This is a genomic window from Halochromatium roseum, assembly GCF_016653315.1.
GTDB lineage: Bacteria > Pseudomonadota > Gammaproteobacteria > Chromatiales > Chromatiaceae > Lamprobacter > Lamprobacter roseus.
The window spans coordinates 170,811-194,636 of record NZ_NHSH01000065.1; the positions used below are offsets into that span (position 1 = coordinate 170,811).

Below are 23,826 nucleotides of genomic sequence, written 5' to 3' on the forward strand. Positions count from 1 at the left end.
CCTCATACCGCACGCCTCACTACTCACCACTCACGCTCATGGCGCGCCCCCGGATCATGAATTGCCCGAGGTTCAGATCAAAAATAGGGCGTCTCATAAAAGTCATCCGTCCCAAGCAGCGGAACGTATTTGGTGACGATACTTGCAAATTTATCGGGGCCAGCCAAATACATCCAATCATCGATGGAGCCGCGAAAACAGAAGCGCTCCGCATAAAAGGTTCTTGTTAGCTTATCCTGCAAGGAAAACCTGAGGACCGCGGAATAATTCTTGTCGACAACATTGACAGCGGCAGCAATCGCATTATCTGTTTTTTGACCGGAAAAATGAGGCAATTGGCTTAACAGCCCAGCGAATGAGTCTTTGAAATAGTCAGGATCAATATTGGATTCGTAGATAGTGATTTTTTCGTCCTTACAGTCGACCAGATAGCGCCTGCTTCTCTGCAAAGATGCGACCTGTTTTTTGACGAATTGCTCCTCAATATCCGTGATCAGACGAGGACGCTTCTTTCTAAGAAAGACTTGAGCGTTTTCTGGATGCTCATAGACCTCATAGCCTTCCGGCATCTTTTCGACCCTGACACCTTTCCCGTTTTCTCGCGATGAGAAAAAATACCGAGGCTTGCCAGTCGGCGTTTTGCCCTCAAATAGATGGTAGATCTGCCCAGCCCGATTCGTATAGTCTACTGCCATATCAAGCCCTCTTTCATTATCAATTGCAGGCGCGATTCAAGGACCGATGAATCGCCCCTTCTTTCCAGCAGGATCGCGTTTTCCATCAGGATCGCGCCCCAGGTTCAACGATCATTCCATGGCTCAGCCCGGAATAACCAGTTGGGAACAACGCCGCATGCCAGCCGAGCAGCCGCTCTCGCGTCACCGGGGCTTGCGCATTCGCGGTCGCGTCGAGCACCATCTCGACGAGCCCCTCGACATGGCGGTCCACGGGCGCCAGCGCGCCGATGTCCACGCCCAAGCGGCGCGCGACCGACGAGCGCACCGAGGCGGCATCAAGCAGCTCACCCTCGATCGCACTGGTCTTGACGATGTCATTGGTCAGGGCTTCCAACTGCGCCTGATCGCGCAAGGTCAGACCGACATCGGCCAGGCGCCCTAGCAACAGCCCCTGAGCGCGGCTGACCCGCGCCAGAGGCTCGGCCAGCTCGGCGAGGTCATGGCGCCAGTTCGGCCAATCCTTGTGCTGCCAAATGTCGATTTTTTCACCGCGGATCTTGCGGCGATTGTGGAGCTGATTCGCCGCAAGGTCTAGAGCCGGCTCTTCAACCTGGAGGGGAACAGCCACGCGCTTGCGGCAACGCCCTGGTCAGTCTATCGACGGATGAACGCGTGTCAGTTCCTGCACAATCACAACCAGTCGCACAAGCGCTGGAGGCCATCGATGAAGGCGATCATTAGCACTGAATCCTGGGAGAGCCTGCAATCGCAGGCCTTGGCCATTGCTCAGCAGGTCGATGCCGGCGAGGGCGAGTCGCTCCCCGAGGCCGACTATCATCTGAGCTTCGCGGATTCGGCACAGCTGTTCTCTGAGCTCACACCGGCGCGCCTGGCACTGCTCGAGCAGCTCAAGAGGCTGGGTACAGCCTCAATCCAAACGCTGGCCGAGCTGGGACTGCGCCTGAGCCTATGTGCTCTGCTCGGTGGCCAATATCCGCTCAGCCAAGGATATTGAGCAGCTACTCGGGCGCGTGCTGCGCATGCCCAATGCCCGCGCCAGCCATGTCGAACCGCTGAACCGCGCCTATGCCCATGTGACCGATAATCTGCGCGAGCAGCGGCGCACGCTGCTCGGTGATCGCCGGGCCAAAGCGGCAATAGACCGGCCCTTCGGCATTGCAATCTGGCACATGCTCAGTTGGACACCTCCTCAGGCTCGCCATAGGTTTCGATGCCCAAGCGCCGGGCGACATCTTGGGCGCGGCTGTCAATCATCGGCGAGATAACGATCAGACGATCGGCCTGGCGATCATGCCGCCGCTCGTAGAATCGGGCCTTGCGCTCGAAGATATACATCCCCGCCTTATCGATGGAGGATTTCAGCTCACACAGGATCAGTAGCCCATTCTTGATGAGGACATCAAGTTCAATCTGATCTGGACGGCCGAAGACCGCACCCTCGTCATCGTATTCGCAAACGTTTAGCACCTCGACACCAAAGGTCTTTTCCAGGATGCCAGCCAGCGCATCACGAAAGGCCTTCTCCGACCGCAGTCCCCAACGCGCCCCCAAGGCACCGATGCTGCGATCGATGCGCTTGCCCAGCGCAAGAATTTCCTCATGCAAACTTTTGAGCTCTGCTTGGTTCGAGTCCCATTTGCGGTTTTGCTCGTCCCATTTGCGGTTTTGCTCGTCCTGCAATGCTTTCAGCGCTACCTGGTTCGCTTCCCATTTGTAGTTTTGCTCGTCCCATTTGCACTTCTGTTCCTCCTGCAACGCTTTCAGCGCTACCTGGTTCGCTTCCCATTTGCGGTTTTGCTCTTCCCATTTGCGTTCGGATTCCTGGCGCTCGCGTTCGAGGCGTTCATCGTTCTTGCGCCAGCGTGCATCCTGACGTTCCCGCTCTCGGCGCATTTCATCCAAGGTTTGGTGGAACCAATCGTTGGTCTCATCGCGTCGGCTATAGAGGCTGGCGGTCAGATCGAGAATAGCCTGGCGAAAGGCAGGGTCGGATTCAAGCCAAGCGGGCAACTCGCGCTTGACGGTCTCCTTGATGGATTCAAGCGTGCTCATCGGTCACTCCAGGTTGTTCTAATGCCAATCGAATCGATCTCCAGTGCTTCCTGTTGCGGTCCATCGTCATGCCTGGCCAGGTGCGATTTAGCGGGTGCGGCATGCCGATCATAGTCAGCTGCGCTGACGCGCCCCATTCGCCATGATCAGCCATCCGCGGTAATCCGCGCGATCAGCTCCTCGCGCACCCGCGCAGCCTGGTCATTATCGACTTGGCAGGTACCGGCAGCATTGTGACCACCGCCACCGTATTCCAGCATCAGGCTGCCGACGTTGGTCTTTGAGCTGCGATCAAGGATCGACTTGCCGACCGCGAACACCGTGTTCTGCTGCTGTCGTCCCCACATCACATGCATGGAGATGTTGGCCTGCGGATAGAGCGCATAGATGACGAAGCGGTTGGTGGCCCAGATCGGATCTTGGTCGCGCAGATCGACCTCGATCAGGTTGCCGTGCAGAGTGGAGACGCGCTCGAGCTGCGCGCGCGCCTTGTCCTGGTGCTCGAAGTAGAGCTCGCAGCGCTCCATCACATGCGGCAGCTTGAGGATCTGATCGATCTCATGGTCACGGCAGTAGTCGATCAGTTCCATCATCAGCTGATAGTTGGAGATGGTGAACTCGCGGAACCGGCCCAATCCTGTGCGCGCGTCCATCAGGAAGTTCATCAGCACCCAGCCCTGAGGATCGAGGATCTCCTCGCGGCTGAAGTCGGCGGAATCGCCCTTGTCCACCGCCGCCATCATCGCGTCACTGATCCGCGGAAAACGCGCCTTGCCGCCGTAGTAGTCGTAGACAACGCGCGCCGCCGAGGGCGCCTTGGGATCGATGATGTGGTTCTCCCGACGCTGACCACCGGCGCGCTCGATCTCGCTGGCATGGTGGTCAAAAGCCAGGTGAACGCCCTCGACATAGGGCAGGTTGGTGGTGATGTCGCGGTCGGTGATCGCGATCACGCCATCCTGCATGTCCTTGGGGTGGACGAAACTGATCTCGTCGACCAGATCGAGTTCCTTGAGCAAGACGGCGCAGACCAGTCCGTCGAAATCACTACGCGTCACAAGGCGGAAATTGTCGGCCATGGAGGTCTCCAGATGGGCGGTCACTCGGCGTATCAACGGGCTGAGTGGCAAAAAGGTGAAGTGTAACCCGGAATCCGTCTAACTCCTGCCTGTCCGCAGCGGCCTCAGGCTCATGGCGCCGCGTCACCCCGGCAGATGAAGCGCACGAGAATCAGGTTAACGGACATAGAAACTGTCCATCAACTTCTTACCGATTTGAGGGTCATGGTTGGGCGATTATCGGGAACAAGCGCTTGCTTCACAGCAATAATCCAACGGCCCAAGAGTCCAAGCGTTTCGTCTAGCGAACGCTCACCTGAGCCCGCATCTCTAGTTCATTATTATTTCATTATCATCAGGAGCCTGCATGCACCATTCAGACAACGGCGAATTCATCCGCTGGGAGTCCGGCTTTCGCAACTGGGTGACGCCAGATGGCAGCCCCGGCCTCTCCGGCGAGGGCGGCTTCCCTGCTGAGCCTGGTCGTTATCACCTCTATGTCTCCTACGCCTGTCCCTGGGCGCATCGCACCCTGATCGTCCGCGCACTCAAAGGGCTTGAGGAGCTGATCAGCGTCTCGGTGGTGCATCCGCTGATGCCGCCTGAGAGCTGGGTCTTTGGCGAGTACCCCGGAGCCACGCCGGATCATCTGCACGGCTTCGACAAGCTACAGCAGCTCTACCAGCACAGCGCGCCCGACTTCGATGGCGTGGTGACGGTGCCGGTGCTCTACGACAAGCAGCGCCAGACCATCGTCAACAATGAGTCCTCCGAGATCATCCGCATGCTCAACAGCGCCTTTGACGCCTGGGGCAACGCCGAGCTTGATCTCTATCCTGTCGAGCTGCGCGCCGAGATCGACGCGATCAATGCGCTGGTCTATGACAATATCAACAATGGCGTCTACCGGGCCGGCTTCGCGACCACCCAAGCCGCTTATGAAGACGCCTTCGACAAGCTCTTTGCGGCCCTCGACCAGTTAGAGGCAAGGCTGGCGACGCAGCGCTATCTGGTCGGCGATCGCATCACCGAGGCCGATTGGCGCCTGTTCACCACCCTGGTGCGCTTCGACCCGGTCTACCATGGCCACTTCAAGTGCAACCGCCAACGCCTTATCGACTATCCGAATCTCTGGGCCTACACCCGCGAGCTCTACCAGGTCCCCGGCATTGCCGAGACCCTCAACATGGACCACATCAAGCGGCACTACTACGGCAGCCACAAACAGCTCAATCCGACTGGCATCGTGCCAAAAGGCCCCGAACTAGACCTTCAGATGTCCTCGCGGCGCCACGATCTTGCAGCTGATCACGCTCCGCAGAACGTTACAAAGAGATCCTGAAATGAAGCACCCTCTATTCTTGGCACTCTGTCTCCTCTTTCTATCTTCGACATCCCTGGCCCAGTTCACTGGACCTTCCGCGTCAGGTCAGGCAAGCACGGTCGAGCAGGCGAGACAGGCTCGCATCGGCACTTACGTGACCCTGACCGGCAACATCGTTGCCCGGCAACGCGAGGACTACTACCGCTTCCGAGATCAAACAGGCGAGATCCGAGTCGAGATCGAAAGCCCGGTCTGGCAAAACCGCAAGATCGGACCCGAGACCAAGGTGCGGCTGGTTGCCGAGGTCGATCGAAACGCGGCAGGCACCCGCTATCTCTGGGTGGAATCACTCGAGCTTGCCGAGTGACTGCAGACGGATAGACGTCAGCTGATCAGCCCTGAGACGCTTGTTGCCAAAGCCTAGATCGGCAAGCCAAACGTTCGGCGAAACCCGCCCGCTCATCCTGGCCAATGATCGGTCGCGATGGACTCGCCCAGATCGGCCTCGATCAGCCGCGCACGCACCGCCAGCAGATGCTCAAGCAGGCGCGGCTCGAATCGCGCGTAGGCCTCGGCATCGGGCTCGCGCTTGACAACGACGCCGAGCAGCTCGGTGATGGCGTTGCCGATCGAGTTCTGGCTAATGGTCACCAGCAAGCGACCCTCGTCGTTGCGATAGATGATCTGCTTGAAGGCCGGCTGCCAGCGGATGGCGTTGGCGTACTGGGCATCGCGGATACACTGGTCACGCACGCGCTTGGCGGTGGCCAGAAAGGCATTGTCGAACAGCAACACGCTGTCGACCGCGTCCGGGAAATAGACGCCTTCGGGCATCGGTGCATTGCGGGTCGAGACCTGCGAGAAGAAGGTCCGATAGAAGTCGAGGAAGCCCATCAGGATCAGGTCGTATTCGCGCCAGAAGCGGATATCCGCAAGCGCCTCAACCCCACCCTGAATCTCCCAGCAGGGGAGTCCCTGCGGATAGCCGGTCAGGGAGAGCTGCGAGCTGCTGAGGCTTGCGGCTTGCAGGATCTCGAGATCGAGGGCGCGCTCGAAGAAGGCACGATAGACCTCCTTCATGTGCGCCTGGAACAGGCAATGCTGCCCGCCATCGGTAAGATTCGGGTTATCCGGGTCGGCAAGCTTGGCCTGACGCAGCTGCTCCATCGGGAAGACGATGAAATGGTTGTGCAGCATGCGAATGCTCGGCACCCCGGGCGCGGTGAGCGACCAGGTCGCGTCCAGACTTGCCTCCCCCGCCAAGATCAAGGCCTGCTCTGGGTCTGGATAGTGCTCGATCATGTACTGGATCAGGATCTGGTTCATCCGGTTCCAGACCCGCTTGACCTGATCCGGCACCTGGGTGCGGCGCACCGGCCGACCCAGCGGGTCGAGGATCACCCGTGAGGTGTCGTAGATGATCGAGGCGTCGAACGCGTTGCTGTGACCCAGGGCCTTGCGGTAGAGCAGCAGATTCTCGGGATTGCGCAGCAGCCCGTTGTTGTGGGCCAGGTCGTTGAGGTTCTCGGTGCTGTTGAAGAACTCGTTCGGCTTCATCCCCTCTGGCACCGAGAGCGGGATCGGCCGATAGGGGGTCAGGATCTGACGCGGACCGGTCGTCACTGTATGCCTCCTCAGGGTGTTGGGCTCAATGCTCGGCAAGGATGCGGTCGCGGCCTGCGCGCTTGGCCTGGTAGAGCCGACGATCGGCCGTTTCGATCAACACATCGATGGTGGAGCCCGCGTACTCCGCGACACCGCCACTGATGGTGACGCGAAGCTCGGGCTGAGACCAACGCTCAGCCCTGATCTTGGTGCCGAGACGCTCGGCAATACCCAGCGCGACCGCTGCTGGGGCCGACGGCAAGATGATTAGGAACTCCTCGCCGCCATAGCGCCCGCAGATATCTGATTCACGCACGCTTTGGCGCGTCAGCTCGGCAATACGCACCAACACCTCATCACCAACGGCATGGCCAAAGCTGTCATTGATCTGCTTGAAATGATCCAGATCGAATAGGATGACCGATAATCCCGAGCCCTTGCGATCAGCATGCTCAATCTCCCGGGCGAGCCGTGTGAACAGATAGCGACGGTTGTAGAGCTTGGTCAGCGCATCGGTATTGGCTGCTTGATGTAAACGCTGCTGCGTTGCCTTGAGATCAGAGACGTCAACCAGTGAGATCAAGCGATGAGGAATGCCGGAGAGAAAGACCTCTTTCACCGACACCATCGCCCAGCGCAGCTCCCCTTCCGCCGTGCTGATCTGCACCTCCTGCTGGGTATTGGCGGCCACAGGCAGGCCTGCCGCCCGCAGCGCCTGCCAGATCAGGCTATCGAACTGACCATCGCCATCCGGAATCAGCCCAAGATAGTCGGTTGCGGCCTGATTCGCACGTTGGATGCCCAAGCCATCGGGTTGCAATTGCAGGATCGGAAACGGAATCACCTCGAGCAGATTGCCCAAATTGGTCTCGCTCTCGCGTAAACGATGGAGCAACCTGGCCACACCACCCCAAGCAACCCAGATAAAGACCAGCACGAGGCCGCCTGCGCCCAGGAGCTTGAAGCGAACATCGGCCAGCAGCCTTTCCAGCGAGCGGGTGTTGGCGTAGAAGGTCGCCACGCCGATGAGCACGTAGTCTTGCGGATGGTAGAGCGGCACCTCGGTGATGAAACAGCCTGAACAGTCGGCGCGGCCACGCGCCAAGGACATCGCCTCCAATGGCAGCGCGATCATGTCCGGGTCCAGGTCGAGCCGAATGCGATTGGTCAGCGGCTCTCCGCTCTCATCCTCCTTGAGCAAGAGGATGCTATCAAGCCGCGTCTCCAGTGCCTGTAAGAGCTGCTCCCCCTCTTGCTCAAGGACCAGGACCACCTCGATGCTCCGGGCCTCGGCCTGAGCCAGGGCGCGCGCTCGGCTCTCGGCGTCATCGCGCAGCGCCGGCTCCAGGATCATCAACCAATAAGCGGCGATGAGCGCCTCTAGCAAGACCCCCAGCAGGGCGAAGATGAGTGCGAGATTGCGCTCGAAGCGCAACGAGCGGGTACCTCCCCCGTTAAACCTCGGATCAGTCGGCATGCTGCGCGATCCCCAGGAAGAACGGCTTGAAGCTTAAACCAGCCCGTCGCGCCTGCTCAAGGTTGATGGCCGGTAGGATGCGATCGGCGACATGGATACCCGCCACGGCACCGGCGGCGACATCGCCCTCGAAGGGTGAGAAGACCAGAACCTGATAGCGCTCCGAAAGCCGTCGCAGGAGGGCTGGCTCAAGCCCAGAATTGGCGATAAAGATCGCGGCCAACGACCGCTCTGGATTGGCCGCTAACCTCTCGACCGGAAGGATGGTCACCGCCAGTGCAATCTCCTGCACCTGGCCGAGCTGCTCCAAGGCACGCGCTGCTTGCTTCGCCGCCTGCTCCGAGGCCCGATAGGCCACGGCGATCTCAAGCACGCCATCGGCATTGCGCTGGGCCGGCAACCCCTCCTGGGCACCCAGTATGGCCGGGAACAGGTTGAGCCCTACACGGAGTCGCTGTTGTTCTTCCTCCCATAAGGAGGCAGCCCATCCCGGAGACAGCCAAGTCAACAGCAGCAGGAGACAGCAGAATGCCCCAGACCGACCGCAGGAAAGCGCGCAGGGAACCGGCATCTTGCTCAGAAGGCGTAGCCGACCGACAGCCACCAGCGCCGACCTGGGCGCGGATAGTCATCCACGTAGGTCAGAGGCACACCCGCAAAGCTCGCAGACTGCTCCGGGTAGCGCACGTCGGCATCGGTGAGGTTCTTTACGCCCAGATGGGCATAGACGCCGGACCCCGAGGCACTGCCATAGCTCAGCGTCAGATCGGCTGTGGTATAAGCGCCTACGGGCGCGCGCTCATCACCAAGGCGACGCTCGCGCTCGCCGACATAGCTCAACTGCAGTGCAGCGGTCCAGGGCTCGAGCGGACGCCAGAGCAGCGCCAGGTTGCCGAGCAGGTCGGTGCCACCCGGCAAGGGGCGTCCGGTGCCAAAGTCGTGGCTGTCAACATAGGAGAGATTGGCATCGAGTCGGAAATGGGGGCCAAGACGCTGCTCATATTCGAGTTCGACACCCCGCAATCGGGCATCGGCGCTGTTGATGTAGCCGCTATCCCGATCACCGAAAATGATTTGATTGATCAAGTCGGACTGGAACAGGATCACCCGCCCCTTCCAATTCGGCTTGCGCAAGACATAGCCCAGCTCATAGGTCGCAATCTCTCCGGCCTCCAACCCGCGCCCATCGGCCGGATACTCCAGCTCATAGAAGGTCGGCGGCCGAAACGCCTGGGCAAACTGCAGCTTGAGGATATGCTCGCTGTTGATGCGCCAGACCGCGGCGAGTCTTGGACTGAGATAGGTGTCCGCATCGCTGTAGTCGTCGACACGCAAGGCGCCGGTCAGGGTGACGCGATCGCTGATGCGATACTCATCCTGGGCGATCAGGCTCAACACACGCCGGTTGCGGCTGGTGTCGAGCCAGGGATAGTCGATGGCGAAGCTTGCTGGCCAATCCCAGGTCGCCGCGTCGACCTCGACCTGGCTCGCCTCCAGCCCGAACAGGACCTGGTGGCGGTCGTTCGGCCGCCAGTGGATGTCCGCGGCTGCCAGGTAGCGGGTCTCTTGATAGTCCTGACTCATGATCACCGGGTCATCGATGAGATAACCCGCCGGAAACACGAAGAGGTCGTCACGGTCGCGTTGGTAGCGCAACGCCTCTAAGCGCAGCCGCGTGTTCAGTCGCTCGCCCAGCTGCAGGTTGGCGCCGAACTGAAGCGAATGATAGCCCTGACGCGAGGCCAGCTGATCCTCGTCAGGGGGCAAGAAATGATTGATGCCGAAGTAGTCGCCATAATCATCGTCCAGGACCTTGATCGCGGCGAAGACATCCCCCCAGTTGAGATTGGCGAATAGTGCCCGATAACGATGCGACTCATTCGACGGGCCAGGCGCATGCGACAGCTCTGGTTGGCCGAGCGCATGCAGGGCGTCCCCGTCGACATCGACACCAGCATCAGCGTTCAGACCGAGGACATTGAATGAGGCGCTGAGGTCACGCTCGGGGTCCTCCCAGTACCAGCTCCCGCCGCCGCCATGTTCGGCTCCATCCATCGCCTGTGCGCTGAGATTGCGTTGGCGCTTGCGGGTGATGACATCGATGACACCGGCAAAGGCGTATTCACCATGCACCGAGGCCCCAGGGCCGCGGATCACCTCGATGCGCTCGACCTGCTCGATCGGGATATTGAGCACCGGGTTGGCGGTGGCGTAGAGGGTCGAGTTCATCGACACACCATCGAGCAAGACCTTGAGATTGCCCGAGGCATAGCCGTACCCGACACCACGGCTCAGGATCTGGCGCTCGCCGGTCATCTCCAGCCCCTGGCTGATCCCCGGCACCAGCGTGAGCGCCTCGCCGACATTGCGCACCCCGCGCGCCATCAGGTTCTCGCCGAGCAGGATGGTCGCCATGCCGGGCACGAAATCGGCATTCATGCCGCTGCGCGTCGCCAGCTCGGTCTCCTGCTCGAGCAAGGCCATCAGATCTTGCAGCTTGGCGTCATCGGCCGTCGTCTCGGTCTGCGCCGGTGCGCTGCTAACAGCCGCGCTCAGGAGCGCACCGAGGAGTCGAGTCGATGCCGCCCGAGGCCTCCACTGCCGAAGCCGAGATCTGGCCAATCGTCTTCGTCGCTGAGTAAACAAGGGCTCGCCCATCGCTGCTGTTCGTCGTTCGCCATCGCCACCACTGTGCAGTCGATCACTGCACGACGCTTGATCATATCAGAGATGCTGCTTCAGACCTTTAGCGTTGGCCGCCGCTGTTTCAATCCACGTCCGGCCAAGCCGGGCGACACTGCACGCAAGAGGTTACGCCTCTCGCGTGCGGCACGCTCCCTACCCGACTGCGGCAATGCCAGGTTGATCGCGGCCAGGTTGATCGAGCCGGATTAGGCCTCTGCCGCACGGCATTCTGCCCCTCAAGGGGTCGATGTCGACCGAGAGATGTCGATAAGAACCACTTCTTCAGGGTTCGACTAACCAGCACCGCGATCGGCACGGCCATGCTCAGCCCTCAACGCATCAATGACGTCCAACCGACTCGATGCCCACAACTTGCAACGGCCGCTGCTTTGGATACAGTGACAGGCCGATTCCTGCCGATTTGGGTGCTCGCCATGCCTCCGACCTTCCTGCAACGACTTAGCTTGCCGCTCTTACTGCTGACCGGCCTGCGCATGCCGATGGCCATCGCCAGCTCATCCGGCCTGGCCCTGGATTCCGCGCAGCCGACCTCCGCCGAGAACCTCGACGGAGCGCATCAGGATCTCGCCTCGACGCTGCGCACCACGCCCCCGGAGCTGGCGCTCGCCCTCGTCTATGAGCCCGGTATTGATCTCGCCGGCTATCTGGTCAGCGAGAAGTTCGACGGCGTGCGGGCGCTCTGGGATGGACGTCGGCTGATCACCCGAGGAGGCCTGATCATCAACGCTCCGGCCGGGTTCACCGCCGGCTTTCCCGAGCATCCCTTAGACGGCGAACTCTGGATGGGACGCGGCACCTTCGCTCGCCTCTCCGGCACCGTGCGCACCCTCGAGCCGGACATCGAGGCCTGGCAGCAGGTGCGCTATGTGGTCTTCGACCTACCCGCGCACCAAGGCCGCTTCGAGGATCGCTTCGCAACCCTCGAGCGCCTGCTCGAACAGTCACCCAACAGCAGGCTGCAACTCGCTCATCAGCATCCGATCGCGGATCATGCGAGCCTGCAAGCGCGGCTCGACGAGATCGTTGCCGCCGGCGCTGAGGGACTGATGCTGCATCACCGCGATGCCCAGTATCAAGCCGGGCGCAACGCCGATCTGCTCAAGGTCAAACCCTATCTGGAAGGCGAAGCAATCGTGCTCGAGCACCTACCTGGCCAAGGCAAGTACACCGGAATGCTCGGCTCGATGCTGGTCGAAGAGCCCGACGGCACCCAATTCAAGCTCGGCAGCGGCTTCAGCGATGCCGAGCGCGCCAGCCCACCAGCGATCGGCAGCAGCGTCAGCTTCAAGTATCACGGCCGCACCAAGTACGGCCGCCCCCGCTTCGCCAGCTTTCTCCGCATCACCGACAAACTCTAACCGTTCTAAAGCTGTGCCACCTGATAGACCGACAAAACGCGTTAAAAAATACTCACCACTCATCCACACCCCAAACTCGAAACCCATCGCCGTTCTCTGCGACAATGTCGGCTGTCACAGTCAACATAGGAAGAGTATGAGTACCTACGACGTCTACGCCCTCGGCAACGCACTGGTGGATATGGAGTACGAGATCAGCCCCAGCGATCTCCAACACCTGAATATCGATAAGGGCGTCATGACCCTGGTCGATGAGGCCCATCAGCTGCGCATCATGGACCACCTCCGCGAACATCACCATCAACGCGGCTCAGGCGGCTCGGCGGCGAACTCGGTGATCGCGCTCAGCCAGCTCGGTGGCCGTGGCTACTACGCCTGCAAGGTCGCTGACGACGATCTCGGCCACTTCTACATGAAAGACCTGCGCGAGGGCGGCGTCGACACCCTCGATGGCGGCTTTCTGGACAAGGGCGACACCGGTCGCTGTGTCGTCTTGGTCACGCCCGATTCGGATCGGACCATGTGCACCTATCTGGGCATCAGCGGCAATCTCTCCGTGCATGAGGTCGAGGTGCGCTCCCTGCACGCCGCCAAATGGTTCTATACCGAAGGCTATCTGGTCACCTCCGACACCGCCCGAGTCGCGGCCATCGAGGCCCGCCGCGCGGCAGAGCATGGCGGCGTGCGCACCGCGCTCTCGCTCTCTGACCCGAACATGGTCAAGTTCTTCAAGGATGAGCTGAAGGAGATGATCGGCGACGGCGTCGACCTAATCTTTGCCAATGAAGAAGAGGCCATGGGCATGGCCGAGACCACTGATCTCAACGAGGCGGTCGCGTATTTGAAGACGCTGAGCAAGGAATTCGCGATCACCCGCGGCCCCAAGGGCGCGCTGGTCTTCGATGGCCAGGAACTGATCGACATCGATCCAGTGCCGGTCAAGCCAGTGGATACGGTCGGTGCGGGCGATATGTTTGCCGGTGCCTTCCTCTACGGATTGACCCAAGGTTGGAGCCACAAGCGCGCTGGCGACCTGGCCTCGGCGGCCTCGGCGAAACTGGTCACCAGTCTCGGACCGCGGCTGAGCAAGGAAGACACTCAAGCAATCCTCAAGTCCTTCGGCTCATAACCAGCCAATCACGAGGACTGACCAAGCGTTACGGCTGATCAGCACCACAGATCCACAGACCTTCACACCGATCCGGCCGCCATCGATCGGTGTTGGTCTGTGTCCATCTGTTCGTCAGCGCCTCGCCCAGAGGTCTGACAAGATCAACCCGCAAAGGCCTGCTGGCACAGTGAGAACAGCGCAGCAGGATACATCCCAAGCAGCAGGATCGCGGCACCATTGAAGGTGATCGCGACCCGTGCACTGGCACTGGCGACCACTGGAACCTCGGTGATCGGCTTATCGAAGTAGATCATCTTGACCACGCGCAGGTAATAGAAGGCGCCGATGATCGAGAAGATCACCGCTACGATCGCTAGCCAGACCATCCCTTGCGCGACGATCGCCTCCAACACCAGCAGCTTGGCAACGAAGCCGACCATCGGCGGCACGCCGGCCATCGAGAACATGATCAGCGCCATCATCGCGGCCAACCAGGGGTCGCGATCCGACAGACCCTTGAGATCGTCCAACTCCTGTACATCGTGCCCCTTGCTGGAGATCAGCAGCAGCACGCCAAAGGCCCCCGCCGACATCAGCGCATAGACCACCGAGTAGAACATCGCAGACGCATAGCCTTGCTCGCTGCCGGCAAGCAGGCCGAGGAAGATGAAGCCGACATGGGAGATGGTCGAATAGGCGAGCATGCGCTTGATGTTGGTCTGCGCGATGGCGACGACGTTGCCGAGCGCCAGCGAGAGCACCGAGAGGATCACCAGGATCTCACCCCAGTCGGTCTGCAGGCCGCCCATCGCCTCGATCAGGATGCGCGCCGCCATCGCAAAGGCAGCGATCTTCGGCGCACTGGAAAGGAACAGCACGATCGGGGTCGGCGCGCCCTGGTACACGTCCGGCATCCACATGTGGAAAGGGACGGCACCAAACTTGAACGCGATGCCGATCAGGGCGAACACCAGCCCGAAGACCAGGATCTTGTCATTCACGGTATCGCTGGCCACGGCTGCGGCGACATCGGCGAAGGCGAAACCGCCGGAGGCGCCATACAGCATCGAGATACCGTAGAGCAGCATGCCGGAGCCAAGCGCGCCCAGCACGAAGTATTTCATCGCCGCCTCGGCGCCGGCCTTGGAGTCGCGGTCGAAGGCGACCAGCGCATAGAGGCAGAGCGAGAGCAGTTCCAATCCGAGGTACAGCGTCAGGAAGCCGTTTGCCGAGACCATGATCAGCATGCCGAGCACCGCGAACAGCAGCAGCACATGGTATTCACCAACCCACATGTCACGGTCGCGCATGTAGTCCTTGGCATAGACGAAGGTCAGCAAGGACACGACCAAGATCGCGCCCTTGAGCAGATCGCTCATCGGATCACGGACAAAGCTCTCGCTAAAGGCGGCCGTCGGCACTGAGCCACCGACGAAGCCAACCGCGAGCAGCGCGCCCAGCAGCCCGATCAGCGTCAGGGTATGGTTGCTCTGCTTCTGATCGGCGCGGGTGTAGAGATCGGCGATCAGCACCGTGCAGGCGGTGATCAAGATCACTAGCTCGGGCAGGATCGCCAGCAGCGAGGCGGAAATCGAGGGCGTGAGCGTCGTCATGACAGGGGTCCGTTAGGGCTGGAGACGGGCGATCGGCGGGGTGACCAAGTCAGACCCCTCGGGCAACTTGCTGACCTGGATCTGCTGTACCAGGTTCTCGATGGTCGGCTCCATCACGTCGATCAACGGCTTGGGCCAGATGCCGATCGCGAGCGTGGCGACGGCAAGCACACTCAGGTTCAAGGTCTCGCGCCGATTCAGATCCTTGAGCGCGGCGACATTGTCGTTCCCGATATCGCCAAAGATCACGCGCTTGACCAGCCAGAGGGTGAAGGCGGCAGCGAGCACCAGCGTGGTCGCGGCGAGGAAGGCAAACCAGAAGTCGGCGCGGAAGGCGGCGAGGATGACCATAAACTCACCAACGAACCCAGAGGTCCCGGGCAGACCGGCGTTGGCCATGGCAAAGAACACCACGAAGGCACCGAACCAGGGCATCCGATTGATGACGCCACCATAGGCCGAGATCTCGCGGCTGTGCATGCGGTCATAGAGCACGCCGACGCAGAGGAACAGCGCGCCCGAGATGAACCCATGCGAGATCATCTGCACCATTCCGCCTTCGATGCCCATCACGGCACCCGCTGTCTCGGCGCGTTGGAAGATCGCGAAGACGATGAAAAAGCCCAGGGTCACGAAGCCCATGTGTGCGATCGACGAATAGGCGATCAGCTTCTTCATGTCTTGCTGCACCAGCGCCACCAGGCCGATGTAGATGACCGCGATCAGGGACATGGTGATGATCAGCCAATCTAGTGATGCGCTCGCATCGGGCGCGATCGGCAGGCTGAAGCGCAGGAAGCCATAGCCGCCGATCTTCAGCATAATCGCCGCCAGGATGACCGAGCCGCCAGTGGGAGCCTCGACGTGCGCATCCGGCAGCCAGGTATGCACCGGAAACATCGGCACCTTGACCGCAAAGGCGAGCAGGAAGGCGATGAAGATCAGGATCTGCGCGGTCAGCCCCAACGGCGCGGCATGGAAGCCGAGGATGTCGAAGCTGCCGGTCTGGAAGTACAGATAGATCAGCGCGACCAGCATGAACACCGAGCCGAAGAAGGTGTACAAGAAGAATTTGATGGTCGCGTAGACGCGGTTCGGCCCGCCCCAGACCCCGATGATGATGAACATCGGGATCAGCATCGCCTCCCAGAAGAAGTAGAACAGGATCGCGTCCAGGGCCGAGAAGACCCCGACCATGATCCCTTCCATGATCAGGAAGGCCGCCATGTACTGCGACGGCTTATAGCTGATGACGTCCCAGCCGGCGATGATCACGAAGATGCTGATAAAGGTGGTCAGTAAGATCAGCGGCATCGAGATGCCATCGACGCCGAGATAATAGTCGACGCCTAGCGCCGGCAGCCAGGGCGAGCGCTCGACGAACTGCATCGCCGCCGTCGAGGCATCGAATCCAAACCAGAGCGGCAGGCTCACGACAAAGGTCAGCAGCGCGACGCCCAGCGCGATCCGTTTGGTCAGCTCAGCGTTTTGCTCACCACTTGCAATGACCGCGATGCCACCGACGATCGGCAGCCAGATCACCAGCGAGAGCCAGGGGAATTCCAATAACATCAGCTGCCTCTCCCGTGTCTTAGAAGGTCACGAACAGGGTCAATAGGACCACGAGCCCGAGGATCATGGCAAAGGCATAGTGGTAGAGCATGCCACTCTGAAGGTGGCGGACGCGCGCTGCAATCCAGCCCACGGCCTTTGCCGAGCCATTGACCAGCGCACCATCGATGAATCGCTGATCGCTGCTCTTCCAAAGAAAGCGCCCGATCAGCTGACCACCCCCCGCGAACACGCGCTGATTGAAGTCGTCAAAGCCATACTTGTCTTCCAGCAGGCGCGTGAAGCGACCGCCTTTCTGTTGCAACTCCAGGTCAATACCAGGATTACGCTGGTGCAGGTACAGCCAGTAATAGGCGGCCATGCCCAGCCCTCCCATGGAGAGCCAGAACGGCAGCGTCTGCATGCCATGACGAATGAATTCGCGCTGCCCATGCCAGTGCGCGGCGAGGTGATGCAGCGTGTCGTGCTCATGCAGAACCGTGACAGCATCGCCCAGCCAGTTCTCGACCAACAGCGGCTCGATCGCATACCAGCCGATGAAGACGGAGGGGATCGCCAGGGCAATCAATGGCCCCGTAACCACCCAAGGCGTCTCATGCAGATGCGAGCGGGTGTGATGGTCCATCCGCGGCTCGCCGTGGAAGACCAGGAAATAGAGCCGGAAGGAATAGAGCGCGGTGACAAAGGCTCCCAGGATCAGCAGCAGGTTGGCCAGACCAGCGCCGGCGATGTGCGAATGCCCCACAGCCTCAATGATGGCGTCCTTCGAGAAGAAGCCCGAAAAGCCCGGAAAGGCGATCAGCGCCAATGAGCCGGCCAATGCAGTGACCCAAGTAATCGGCATGTAGCGCTTCAGCCCGCCCATATTGCGAATATCCTGATCATGGTGCATCGCAATGATCACCGAGCCTGCGGCCAGGAACAGCAGCGCCTTGAAGAAGGCATGGGTCATCAGGTGGAAGATGCCCGCCGCGTAGGCCGAGGCGCCGAGCGCGGCGATCATGTAGCCGAGCTGCGATAGGGTCGAGTAGGCGATCACGCGCTTGATGTCGTTCTGCACCAGGCCAATCAGTCCCATCAGGAAGGCCGTCAAGGCGCCGATCACGAGCACGAACGACAGCGCCGTCGTCGACAGCTCGAATAGCGGCGACATTCGGGTGACCATGAAGACGCCGGCGGTGACCATGGTTGCGGCATGGATCAGCGCCGAGATCGGCGTCGGGCCTTCCATGGAATCCGGCAGCCACACATGCAGCGGCATCTGCGCCGACTTACCCATCGCACCAATGAACAGCAGGATGCAGATCAAGGTCATCAGCGAGACGCCACCAAAGACCGCGACCTGGGTCTCGGCATGCGCCGGCGCCTGCGCAAACACCTCGGCGTAATCCAGCGAGTTGAAGTACATCACCACTGCGGCAATGCCAAGGATGAAGCCGAAATCACCAACCCGGTTGACCAGAAACGCCTTCAGGTTGGCCGAGATCGCCGACTCGCGCGTGGTGTAGAAACCAATCAGCAGATAGGACACCAGACCCACCGCTTCCCAGCCGAAGAACAACTGCATGAAGTTGTTGGCCATCACCAACATCAGCATCGAGAAGGTGAACAGCGAGATATAGCTGAAGAAACGCTGATAGCTGTTCTTGCCAACGAGCGAGTTTTCAGGCCAGTTGTGGGCATCGTCGGCCATGTAGCCGATGGTATAGATGTGCACCATCAACGAGACGAAGGTCACCACCGCCATCATCAGCGCGGTGAGACGGTCGACCAAGAAGCCGATCTCGAAATGGATGCCATCGGCGACCATCCAGGTATAGACGGAGCCATTGAAGGCCGGCTCATCGTGCCAGATGAAGCGAGACAGCACCCAGAGTGAGAGCAGGGTCGAGAGGCCGACGCCAGCAATCGCGACCGAGTGAGCGCCGGCACGGCCGATCTTGCCGCCGAAGAAGCCGGCGATGATCGCGCCGAATAAGGGCGCCAGCACGATGATCAGATAGACGGTCTCCATTGAAGGATTCTCCGAGCGGTGTCCGGTGGGCTCAGCCTTTGAGCATGTCCAGATCGTCGACGTTAATGGTGCGCCGGTTGCGGAACAGGACCACCAGGATGGCGAGTCCAATCGCCGCCTCGGCGGCCGCAACCGTCAAGATGAAGAAGACGAAGATCTGCCCATCCAGATTGCCAAGGAAATGCGAGAAGGCAATGAAGTTCATGTTCACTGCGAGCAACATCAGCTCGATGCACATGAGCAGGATGATCACGTTCTTCCGATTCAGGAAAACCCCAGCGACCGAGATCGAGAATAGCAAGGCGCCGAGCAGCAGATAGTCAGATAGGGCGATCATTCGGAGTCCTCCTTCAACGCCGGGGCCGGCGCACTGACGCCCGGACGAGGTACGGCCGGCATCGATACCAGTCGAATGCGATCTGGACCCTTCTTCACCCGGACCTGCTTGGAAGCATCCTGATACTTGGTCTCAAGCCGACGACGCAGCGTCAGGCGAATCGCAGCGACGATGGCGACGAGCAGGATCACCGCGGCAATTTCGAACGGATAGAGATAGGTGGTGTAGAGCTCAAGCCCCAGCTCGACCGTATTGCTATAGCTGGCCGGCTGCGCCTCGGGCTTTGCGAACAGCTCGAGCCCGAAGTGAGATGGCCCCAGCACGAGGAACAGGTTCAGCACCATCACCGCCGCAATCATCAGGCCGACCGGCAGATAGCGAATGAACTGACCGTGCAGCGCGGCGATGTCGATATCCAACATCATCACCACGAACAGGAACAACACCATGACCGCGCCGACATAGACCAACACCAGCACAATGCCGAGGAACTCGGCCTCCAGCAGCAGCCAGAGCGCCGCGCTCGAGACGAAGGCAAGCACCAGAAACAGCACCGCGTGCACTGGATTGCGGCGTGTCACCACCATCCCTGCAGCGAATACGGTTATGGCCGCGAACACATAGAAGAGAAATTTTTCGAAGCCCATGGGATTTCCAGCTGGCTTGGCTGCGTCGGAGAACGGCTCTCAAGAGCAGCTCTCAGCGATGCAGTCAGGCGTTGACATTCGACGTACGACGGCCGTGGCACTCAGTGCAGTCGGTCCGATGGGCGACAGCAGCGCCCTACTCTATCTTGCTCTTGCTCTTGCTCTGAGCCGGTCTTAAAGATGTGGATCTTACCGGCCCAGGTCTTACCGGCCCAGCACTTAACGGTAACGCGCGTCGGCCGTGCGCGCCGCCGCGATCTGCGGCTCATACTTATCGCCGATCGCGAGCAGTTTATCCTTGGTCATGATGTTCTCACCGCGATTCTCGAAGTGATACTCGTAGACATCCGTCTCGACAATCGAGTCGACCGGGCATGATTCTTCACAGAAGCCACAGTAGATGCATTTGAAGAGATCGATATCGTAGCGCGTCGTGCGACGCGAGCCATCCGCCCGCGGTTCGGCCTCGATCGTAATCGCGAGCGCTGGGCAGGTCGCCTCGCACAGCTTACAGGCGATGCAGCGCTCTTCGCCGTTTGGATAGCGACGCAGCGCGTGCAGACCGCGAAATCGGGGTGAGATCGGCGCCTTCTCCTCCGGATACTGAACGGTAAATTTACGCCTGAACAGGTAGGTCCCGGTCAGGCTCATTCCGCGGAACAGCTCGATGAGCAAGAGGCTGCTGAGATAAGTGCGAGCGGCTTGAAGCATGGTTCACTCTATGGTTCGCTCAATCAGGTGTCGACTGGGGCAAAGGGCGCCTTGGCGAATCACTGCCGGCTCCAACCTAGGCAGCGGATGCCGCTGACCACCAGGGTGGCAGCTGGGCAAGCACGGCCACGGCGACCACAAGAATCCAGACGATTGTGATCGGAATGAACACCTTCCAGCCCAGACGCATGATCTGATCATAGCGGTAGCGCGGAAAGGTCGCGCGCAGCCAGAGGAAGACGAACATGAAGAAGAAGGTCTTGAGCAGCAGCCAGATCATCCCTGGCACCCAGGCTGTAGCCTCGTCGAGCATCGGGATGCCCTGGAAGGGCGAGAGCCAACCGCCGAAGAACAAGAGCGTCGCCAGCATCGCGATCAGCACCATGTTCGCGTATTCAGCGAGGAAGAAGATCGCGAACGCCATGCCGGAATATTCGACGTGAAAACCGGCGACGATCTCAGACTCACCCTCGGCGACATCGAAGGGCGCACGGTTGGTCTCGGCAACGCCAGAGATGAAATAGACCCCGAACAGCGGTAGCAACGGCAGCCAGAACCAGGTCAGCAGATTGCCGGACTGCGCCTCGACGATGGCGCTCAGATTCAGGCTACCAGCGGCAACCAAGACGCCAACCAGCGCGAAGCCCATCGCGATCTCGTAGGCGACGATCTGCGCCGCCGCGCGCATCGCACCCAGCAGCGCATACTTCGAGTTCGAGGCCCATCCGGCGATGATGATGCCGTAGACCCCGAGCGAGGTCAGCGCTAGCACATAGAGCAGGCCCGCATTGATGTCGGCCAGCACCAGGCCAGCATCGAAGGGAATCACTGCCCAGGCCGCCAACGCCGGCACGATCGCAATCAGCGGCGCCAGCAAGAACAGACCCTTGCTGGCCTTGGTCGGGATGATGATCTCCTTGACCATGAGCTTGAGCGCATCGGCGATGGGCTGCAGCAGACCGCGCCAACCGACCCGATTCGGACCGATGCGAACCTGCATATAGCCAATCACCTTGCGCTCGGCATAGGTGTACCAGGCCACCACCGCCAATAAAGGCGCGATGATCGCGACAATGGCGATCAGGCTTTGGAGGGGGAGCGGCAGCCACTGCCACAAATCCATCATCTGCGTGCTCCTAATCGCCGGCCTTGCTGATTTGCACTGGGCCCATGATTGGACCCAACTCACCACTACCCTCAACCCCAGCCGGGATGCGAGCGCATCCAACCGCGATGCGATCGTCGATCACGACCGGGGCGTTGACCTCGATGCACTCGCCGTTGGTCGCAACCTGGACTACCCGCGCCAGCTGCCCATCGGCAAGACCGAGCGCGGCCGCATCCTCGGGATGCAGCGACACCGCAAGCTGCTCGGCAAGCGGCGTGCGCTGCAAGGCGGAAGCGCGCCGAACGAGCGGATCGGTTGCATAGATCGGCACATTGCCGAGCCGAAACAGCTCCGCCCCCTGGGGCGTTGCTGATGACAGGTCGGTCGCGGGCATCGACCCCCGCAGTTGGTTATCCGGCGTCAGATCACGACATTGGCTGGCGAGCTCATCATGGACCTCGCGGGCGCTATTCTGAGCGAAGCCCGGCAGCTCCATCATGGTGCCGAGGACGCGCAAGACCTTCCAGCCTGGGCGAGAATCGCCGGGTGGCGGAACGGCACCCTGGAACCGCTGCCAGCGAGCCTCGGTATTGACGAAGGTTCCTGCGGTTTCGGCAAAGGCCGAGATCGGCAGCAGCACATCGGCCACCGCATCGAGCGCTGGGCTCCTGAAGGCGGTACAGGCAACAACCTGCTTTGCCGCACGCAGCGCGGACATTGCCAATATCGGGTCAGCGAGGTCTCTGTCCGGCTCCAGCCCCCAGAGCAAATAGCCCTGCCGAGGATCGGTGAGCATGGCGCGGGCATCCAACCCCGGCCGTGCCGGCGCAGCGCCGCCGGGCAGCCTGTGCGGGAGAGAGCCGGCGCACCAGCTGCCGACACTGTTCGCGGCCGGCGCCAAGCAGCCGAGCTGACATCCTGCTGCAGCGGCCACCTCGGCCGCTAGGGCGCGAACCAGCCCATAGACCGGGGCGTTCTCGGCCAGGGCACCCAGCAGCACCAGCCCCTTGCCGGCCTGACCGGCACGGGTCAGCGCATCAGCGATCCGCTGATGGCGCTCATCAGGCTCGGCGATTGGCCCAGCCACAGGAGGCCTGCCAAGCAGTTTGAGGAGCGCGCGCAGATCACGGTCAAGCGCTTGAGGCGCCGATCTCAGTTGGATACTGCGATGATTGAGATCGACTTCGTAAGGATTCAGCAGCGCAATCGTCGCTCCTGACAACGCTGCCTTGCGGAGACGATGCGCCAGTAGCGGCTGCTCTTGCCGAATATCGCTACCAATGAGCAGTGCCGCCTGCTGCTGCTCGAGCTCAGCGATCGGCACACCAAGCCAGGGCAACCGTGGATCAGCCGCCGCGGCGCTGAAGTCGAGCTGCCGCAGGCGGGTATCGATATGATCGCTACCGAGCGCCCGCACCAGCCGCTGCAGCAGGAACTGTTCTTCCAGGGTCGCGCTCGGCGAGACCAGAACGCCCAGCTGGTCGGGACCTGGGGCCTTCAACAGGTCAACCGCGGCATGCAGTGCCTCTTGCCAGTCGACCTCCTGCCATTCGCCATCGCGCTTGAGCATCGGTGCCTTCAACCGCTCGGGGCTGTTCAGACCCTCATAGCTGAAACGGTCACGATCCGAGATCCAGCACTCATTGACGGCCTCATTGTCGCGCGGATGAACGCGCATGACTTGCCCGCCGCGGATGTGCAGCTGAAGGTTCGAGCCAACGCCGTCGTGCGGCGCGATGCCCTCGTCCGAGGTCAGCTCCCAGGCGCGGGCGGTGAAGCGATAAGGCTTCGAGGTCAGCGCACCGACCGGACAGAGATCGATGATGTTGCCTGAGAGTTCATGCGCCATCGACTGCCCGACGAAGGTGCCGATGCGCATGTCCTCACCACGGCCGGTCGCGCCCAGCTCGCGCAGGCCGGCGACCTCAGCGCCGAAGCGCACGCAGCGGGTGCAATGGATGCAACGGGTCATCTCAGTCGCAATCAGCGGCCCGAGATCCTCGTCCTTGACCACGCGCTTGCGCTCGCTAAAGCGCGAGACATCCTCGCCATAGCCCATGGAGACATCTTGCAGCTCGCACTCGCCGCCCTGATCGCAGATCGGGCAATCCAGCGGGTGGTTGATGAGCAGGAATTCCATGGTACCGCGCTGGGCATCGAGCGCCTTCTTCGAGCGCGTGAGCACCTTCATGCCCTCGCCGACCGGGGTCGCGCAGGCCGGTATCGGCTTCGGGAAGGGCCGCCCACCCTGCTCCGCCTCCACCAGGCACATGCGGCAGTTGGCCGCGATCGAGAGCTTCTCGTGATAGCAGAACCGCGGGATCACGATGCCCTCGCGATCGGCTACCGCGATGATCATCTCACCGGGCGCCGCCGTACAGACACGGCCGTCGATCTCGAGGGTAATCTTGTCGTCCGACATCGATGTAGATCTA

General features: G+C 60.9%; 22 protein-coding genes. 5 read left to right on the top strand and 17 right to left on the bottom strand.

Features of this window, described 5'->3' with window-relative positions:
• Positions 1–77 precede the first annotated feature (77 nt).
• Both CCR96_RS16895 and CCR96_RS16900 read right to left on the bottom strand, forming a co-directional pair.
• Positions 78–695: a hypothetical protein gene (locus CCR96_RS16895; RefSeq protein ID WP_201221410.1), complete on the bottom strand. Its 618-nt coding sequence runs from the start codon at positions 693–695 to the stop codon at positions 78–80.
• Between the two features lie 85 nt (positions 696–780).
• The gene (locus CCR96_RS16900) at positions 781–1,305 is read right to left on the bottom strand and encodes a DUF4172 domain-containing protein (RefSeq protein ID WP_338035900.1); all 525 of its coding nucleotides are present in this window, start codon (positions 1,303–1,305) and stop codon (positions 781–783) included.
• 96 nt (positions 1,306–1,401) lie between these two features.
• Between CCR96_RS16900 and CCR96_RS16905 the strand changes: the two genes are divergently transcribed.
• Complete coding sequence (locus tag CCR96_RS16905) at positions 1,402–1,692, top strand: HVO_A0114 family putative DNA-binding protein (protein ID WP_201221411.1); 291 nt, start codon at positions 1,402–1,404, stop codon at positions 1,690–1,692.
• Positions 1,693–1,696: 4 nt separating this feature from the next.
• Here the strand turns inward: CCR96_RS16905 and CCR96_RS16910 are convergent, their stop codons facing one another.
• From CCR96_RS16910 to CCR96_RS16920, 3 genes are all read right to left on the bottom strand, one after another.
• Positions 1,697–1,867 (bottom strand): hypothetical protein, encoded by a 171-nt coding sequence (locus tag CCR96_RS16910; RefSeq protein WP_201221412.1) that lies wholly within the window; start codon positions 1,865–1,867, stop codon positions 1,697–1,699.
• Positions 1,868–1,871: 4 nt separating this feature from the next.
• Positions 1,872–2,750 (bottom strand): PD-(D/E)XK nuclease family protein, encoded by an 879-nt coding sequence (locus CCR96_RS16915; protein WP_201221413.1) that lies wholly within the window; start codon positions 2,748–2,750, stop codon positions 1,872–1,874.
• A gap of 146 nt (positions 2,751–2,896) precedes the next feature.
• Positions 2,897–3,829, bottom strand: coding sequence for an exopolyphosphatase (locus tag CCR96_RS16920; protein WP_201221416.1), 933 nt, complete (start codon positions 3,827–3,829; stop codon positions 2,897–2,899).
• Positions 3,830–4,175: 346 nt separating this feature from the next.
• On the opposite strand from CCR96_RS16920, the gene CCR96_RS16925 reads away from it, so the two are divergent.
• Both CCR96_RS16925 and CCR96_RS16930 read left to right on the top strand, forming a co-directional pair.
• Positions 4,176–5,150, top strand: a complete 975-nt coding sequence (locus tag CCR96_RS16925) for a glutathione S-transferase family protein (RefSeq protein WP_201221417.1) — start codon at positions 4,176–4,178, stop codon at positions 5,148–5,150.
• A gap of 1 nt (position 5,151) precedes the next feature.
• Positions 5,152–5,499, top strand: coding sequence for a YgiW/YdeI family stress tolerance OB fold protein (locus CCR96_RS16930; protein ID WP_201221419.1), 348 nt, complete (start codon positions 5,152–5,154; stop codon positions 5,497–5,499).
• A 92-nt stretch (positions 5,500–5,591) separates the two neighbouring features.
• Here the strand turns inward: CCR96_RS16930 and CCR96_RS16935 are convergent, their stop codons facing one another.
• The 4 genes from CCR96_RS16935 to CCR96_RS16950 all read right to left on the bottom strand — a co-directional run bounded on the left by CCR96_RS16935 (position 5,592) and on the right by CCR96_RS16950 (position 10,872).
• The gene (locus tag CCR96_RS16935) at positions 5,592–6,755 is read right to left on the bottom strand and encodes a hypothetical protein (RefSeq protein WP_201221421.1); all 1,164 of its coding nucleotides are present in this window, start codon (positions 6,753–6,755) and stop codon (positions 5,592–5,594) included.
• A gap of 25 nt (positions 6,756–6,780) precedes the next feature.
• On the bottom strand, positions 6,781–8,214 hold the full coding sequence (locus tag CCR96_RS16940; RefSeq protein ID WP_201221423.1) for a GGDEF domain-containing protein: 1,434 nt from the start codon (positions 8,212–8,214) through the stop codon (positions 6,781–6,783).
• Entirely contained in the window at positions 8,204–8,614 is a 411-nt protein-coding gene (locus CCR96_RS16945; RefSeq protein ID WP_201221425.1) for a YfiR/HmsC family protein, read from the bottom strand. The genes CCR96_RS16940 and CCR96_RS16945 overlap by 11 nt, the downstream gene beginning before the upstream one ends.
• A 176-nt stretch (positions 8,615–8,790) precedes the next feature.
• Entirely contained in the window at positions 8,791–10,872 is a 2,082-nt protein-coding gene (locus tag CCR96_RS16950; protein ID WP_201221427.1) for a TonB-dependent receptor plug domain-containing protein, read from the bottom strand.
• Between the two features lie 461 nt (positions 10,873–11,333).
• On the opposite strand from CCR96_RS16950, the gene CCR96_RS16955 reads away from it, so the two are divergent.
• Positions 11,334–12,278, top strand: coding sequence for a DNA ligase (locus tag CCR96_RS16955; RefSeq protein ID WP_242519148.1), 945 nt, complete (start codon positions 11,334–11,336; stop codon positions 12,276–12,278).
• A 136-nt stretch (positions 12,279–12,414) separates the two neighbouring features.
• Complete coding sequence (locus CCR96_RS16960) at positions 12,415–13,407, top strand: adenosine kinase (RefSeq protein ID WP_201221429.1); 993 nt, start codon at positions 12,415–12,417, stop codon at positions 13,405–13,407.
• A 143-nt stretch (positions 13,408–13,550) separates the two neighbouring features.
• Here CCR96_RS16960 and nuoN read toward each other — a convergent pair whose 3' ends face one another.
• The 8 genes from nuoN to nuoG all read right to left on the bottom strand — a co-directional run bounded on the left by nuoN (position 13,551) and on the right by nuoG (position 23,813).
• A complete protein-coding gene (nuoN, locus tag CCR96_RS16965) occupies positions 13,551–15,002 on the bottom strand; it encodes an NADH-quinone oxidoreductase subunit NuoN (protein WP_201221431.1) in 1,452 nt (483 codons plus the stop codon).
• Between the two features lie 12 nt (positions 15,003–15,014).
• Positions 15,015–16,574 (bottom strand): NADH-quinone oxidoreductase subunit M, encoded by a 1,560-nt coding sequence (locus CCR96_RS16970; RefSeq protein WP_201221433.1) that lies wholly within the window; start codon positions 16,572–16,574, stop codon positions 15,015–15,017.
• A gap of 19 nt (positions 16,575–16,593) precedes the next feature.
• Positions 16,594–18,588 (bottom strand): NADH-quinone oxidoreductase subunit L, encoded by a 1,995-nt coding sequence (gene nuoL / locus CCR96_RS16975; protein ID WP_201221435.1) that lies wholly within the window; start codon positions 18,586–18,588, stop codon positions 16,594–16,596.
• Positions 18,589–18,619: 31 nt separating this feature from the next.
• Complete coding sequence (nuoK, locus tag CCR96_RS16980; protein WP_200247736.1) at positions 18,620–18,925, bottom strand: NADH-quinone oxidoreductase subunit NuoK; 306 nt, start codon at positions 18,923–18,925, stop codon at positions 18,620–18,622.
• Positions 18,922–19,572, bottom strand: coding sequence for an NADH-quinone oxidoreductase subunit J (locus tag CCR96_RS16985; protein ID WP_201221437.1), 651 nt, complete (start codon positions 19,570–19,572; stop codon positions 18,922–18,924). The genes nuoK and CCR96_RS16985 overlap by 4 nt, the downstream gene beginning before the upstream one ends.
• Before the next feature lie 219 nt (positions 19,573–19,791).
• Complete coding sequence (gene nuoI, locus CCR96_RS16990; protein ID WP_201221439.1) at positions 19,792–20,283, bottom strand: NADH-quinone oxidoreductase subunit NuoI; 492 nt, start codon at positions 20,281–20,283, stop codon at positions 19,792–19,794.
• 76 nt (positions 20,284–20,359) lie between these two features.
• Positions 20,360–21,409, bottom strand: a complete 1,050-nt coding sequence (gene nuoH, locus CCR96_RS16995; RefSeq protein ID WP_201221441.1) for an NADH-quinone oxidoreductase subunit NuoH — start codon at positions 21,407–21,409, stop codon at positions 20,360–20,362.
• A 10-nt stretch (positions 21,410–21,419) separates the two neighbouring features.
• A complete protein-coding gene (gene nuoG, locus CCR96_RS17000) occupies positions 21,420–23,813 on the bottom strand; it encodes an NADH-quinone oxidoreductase subunit NuoG (RefSeq protein WP_201221443.1) in 2,394 nt (797 codons plus the stop codon).
• Between the last annotated feature and the right edge of the window lie 13 nt (positions 23,814–23,826).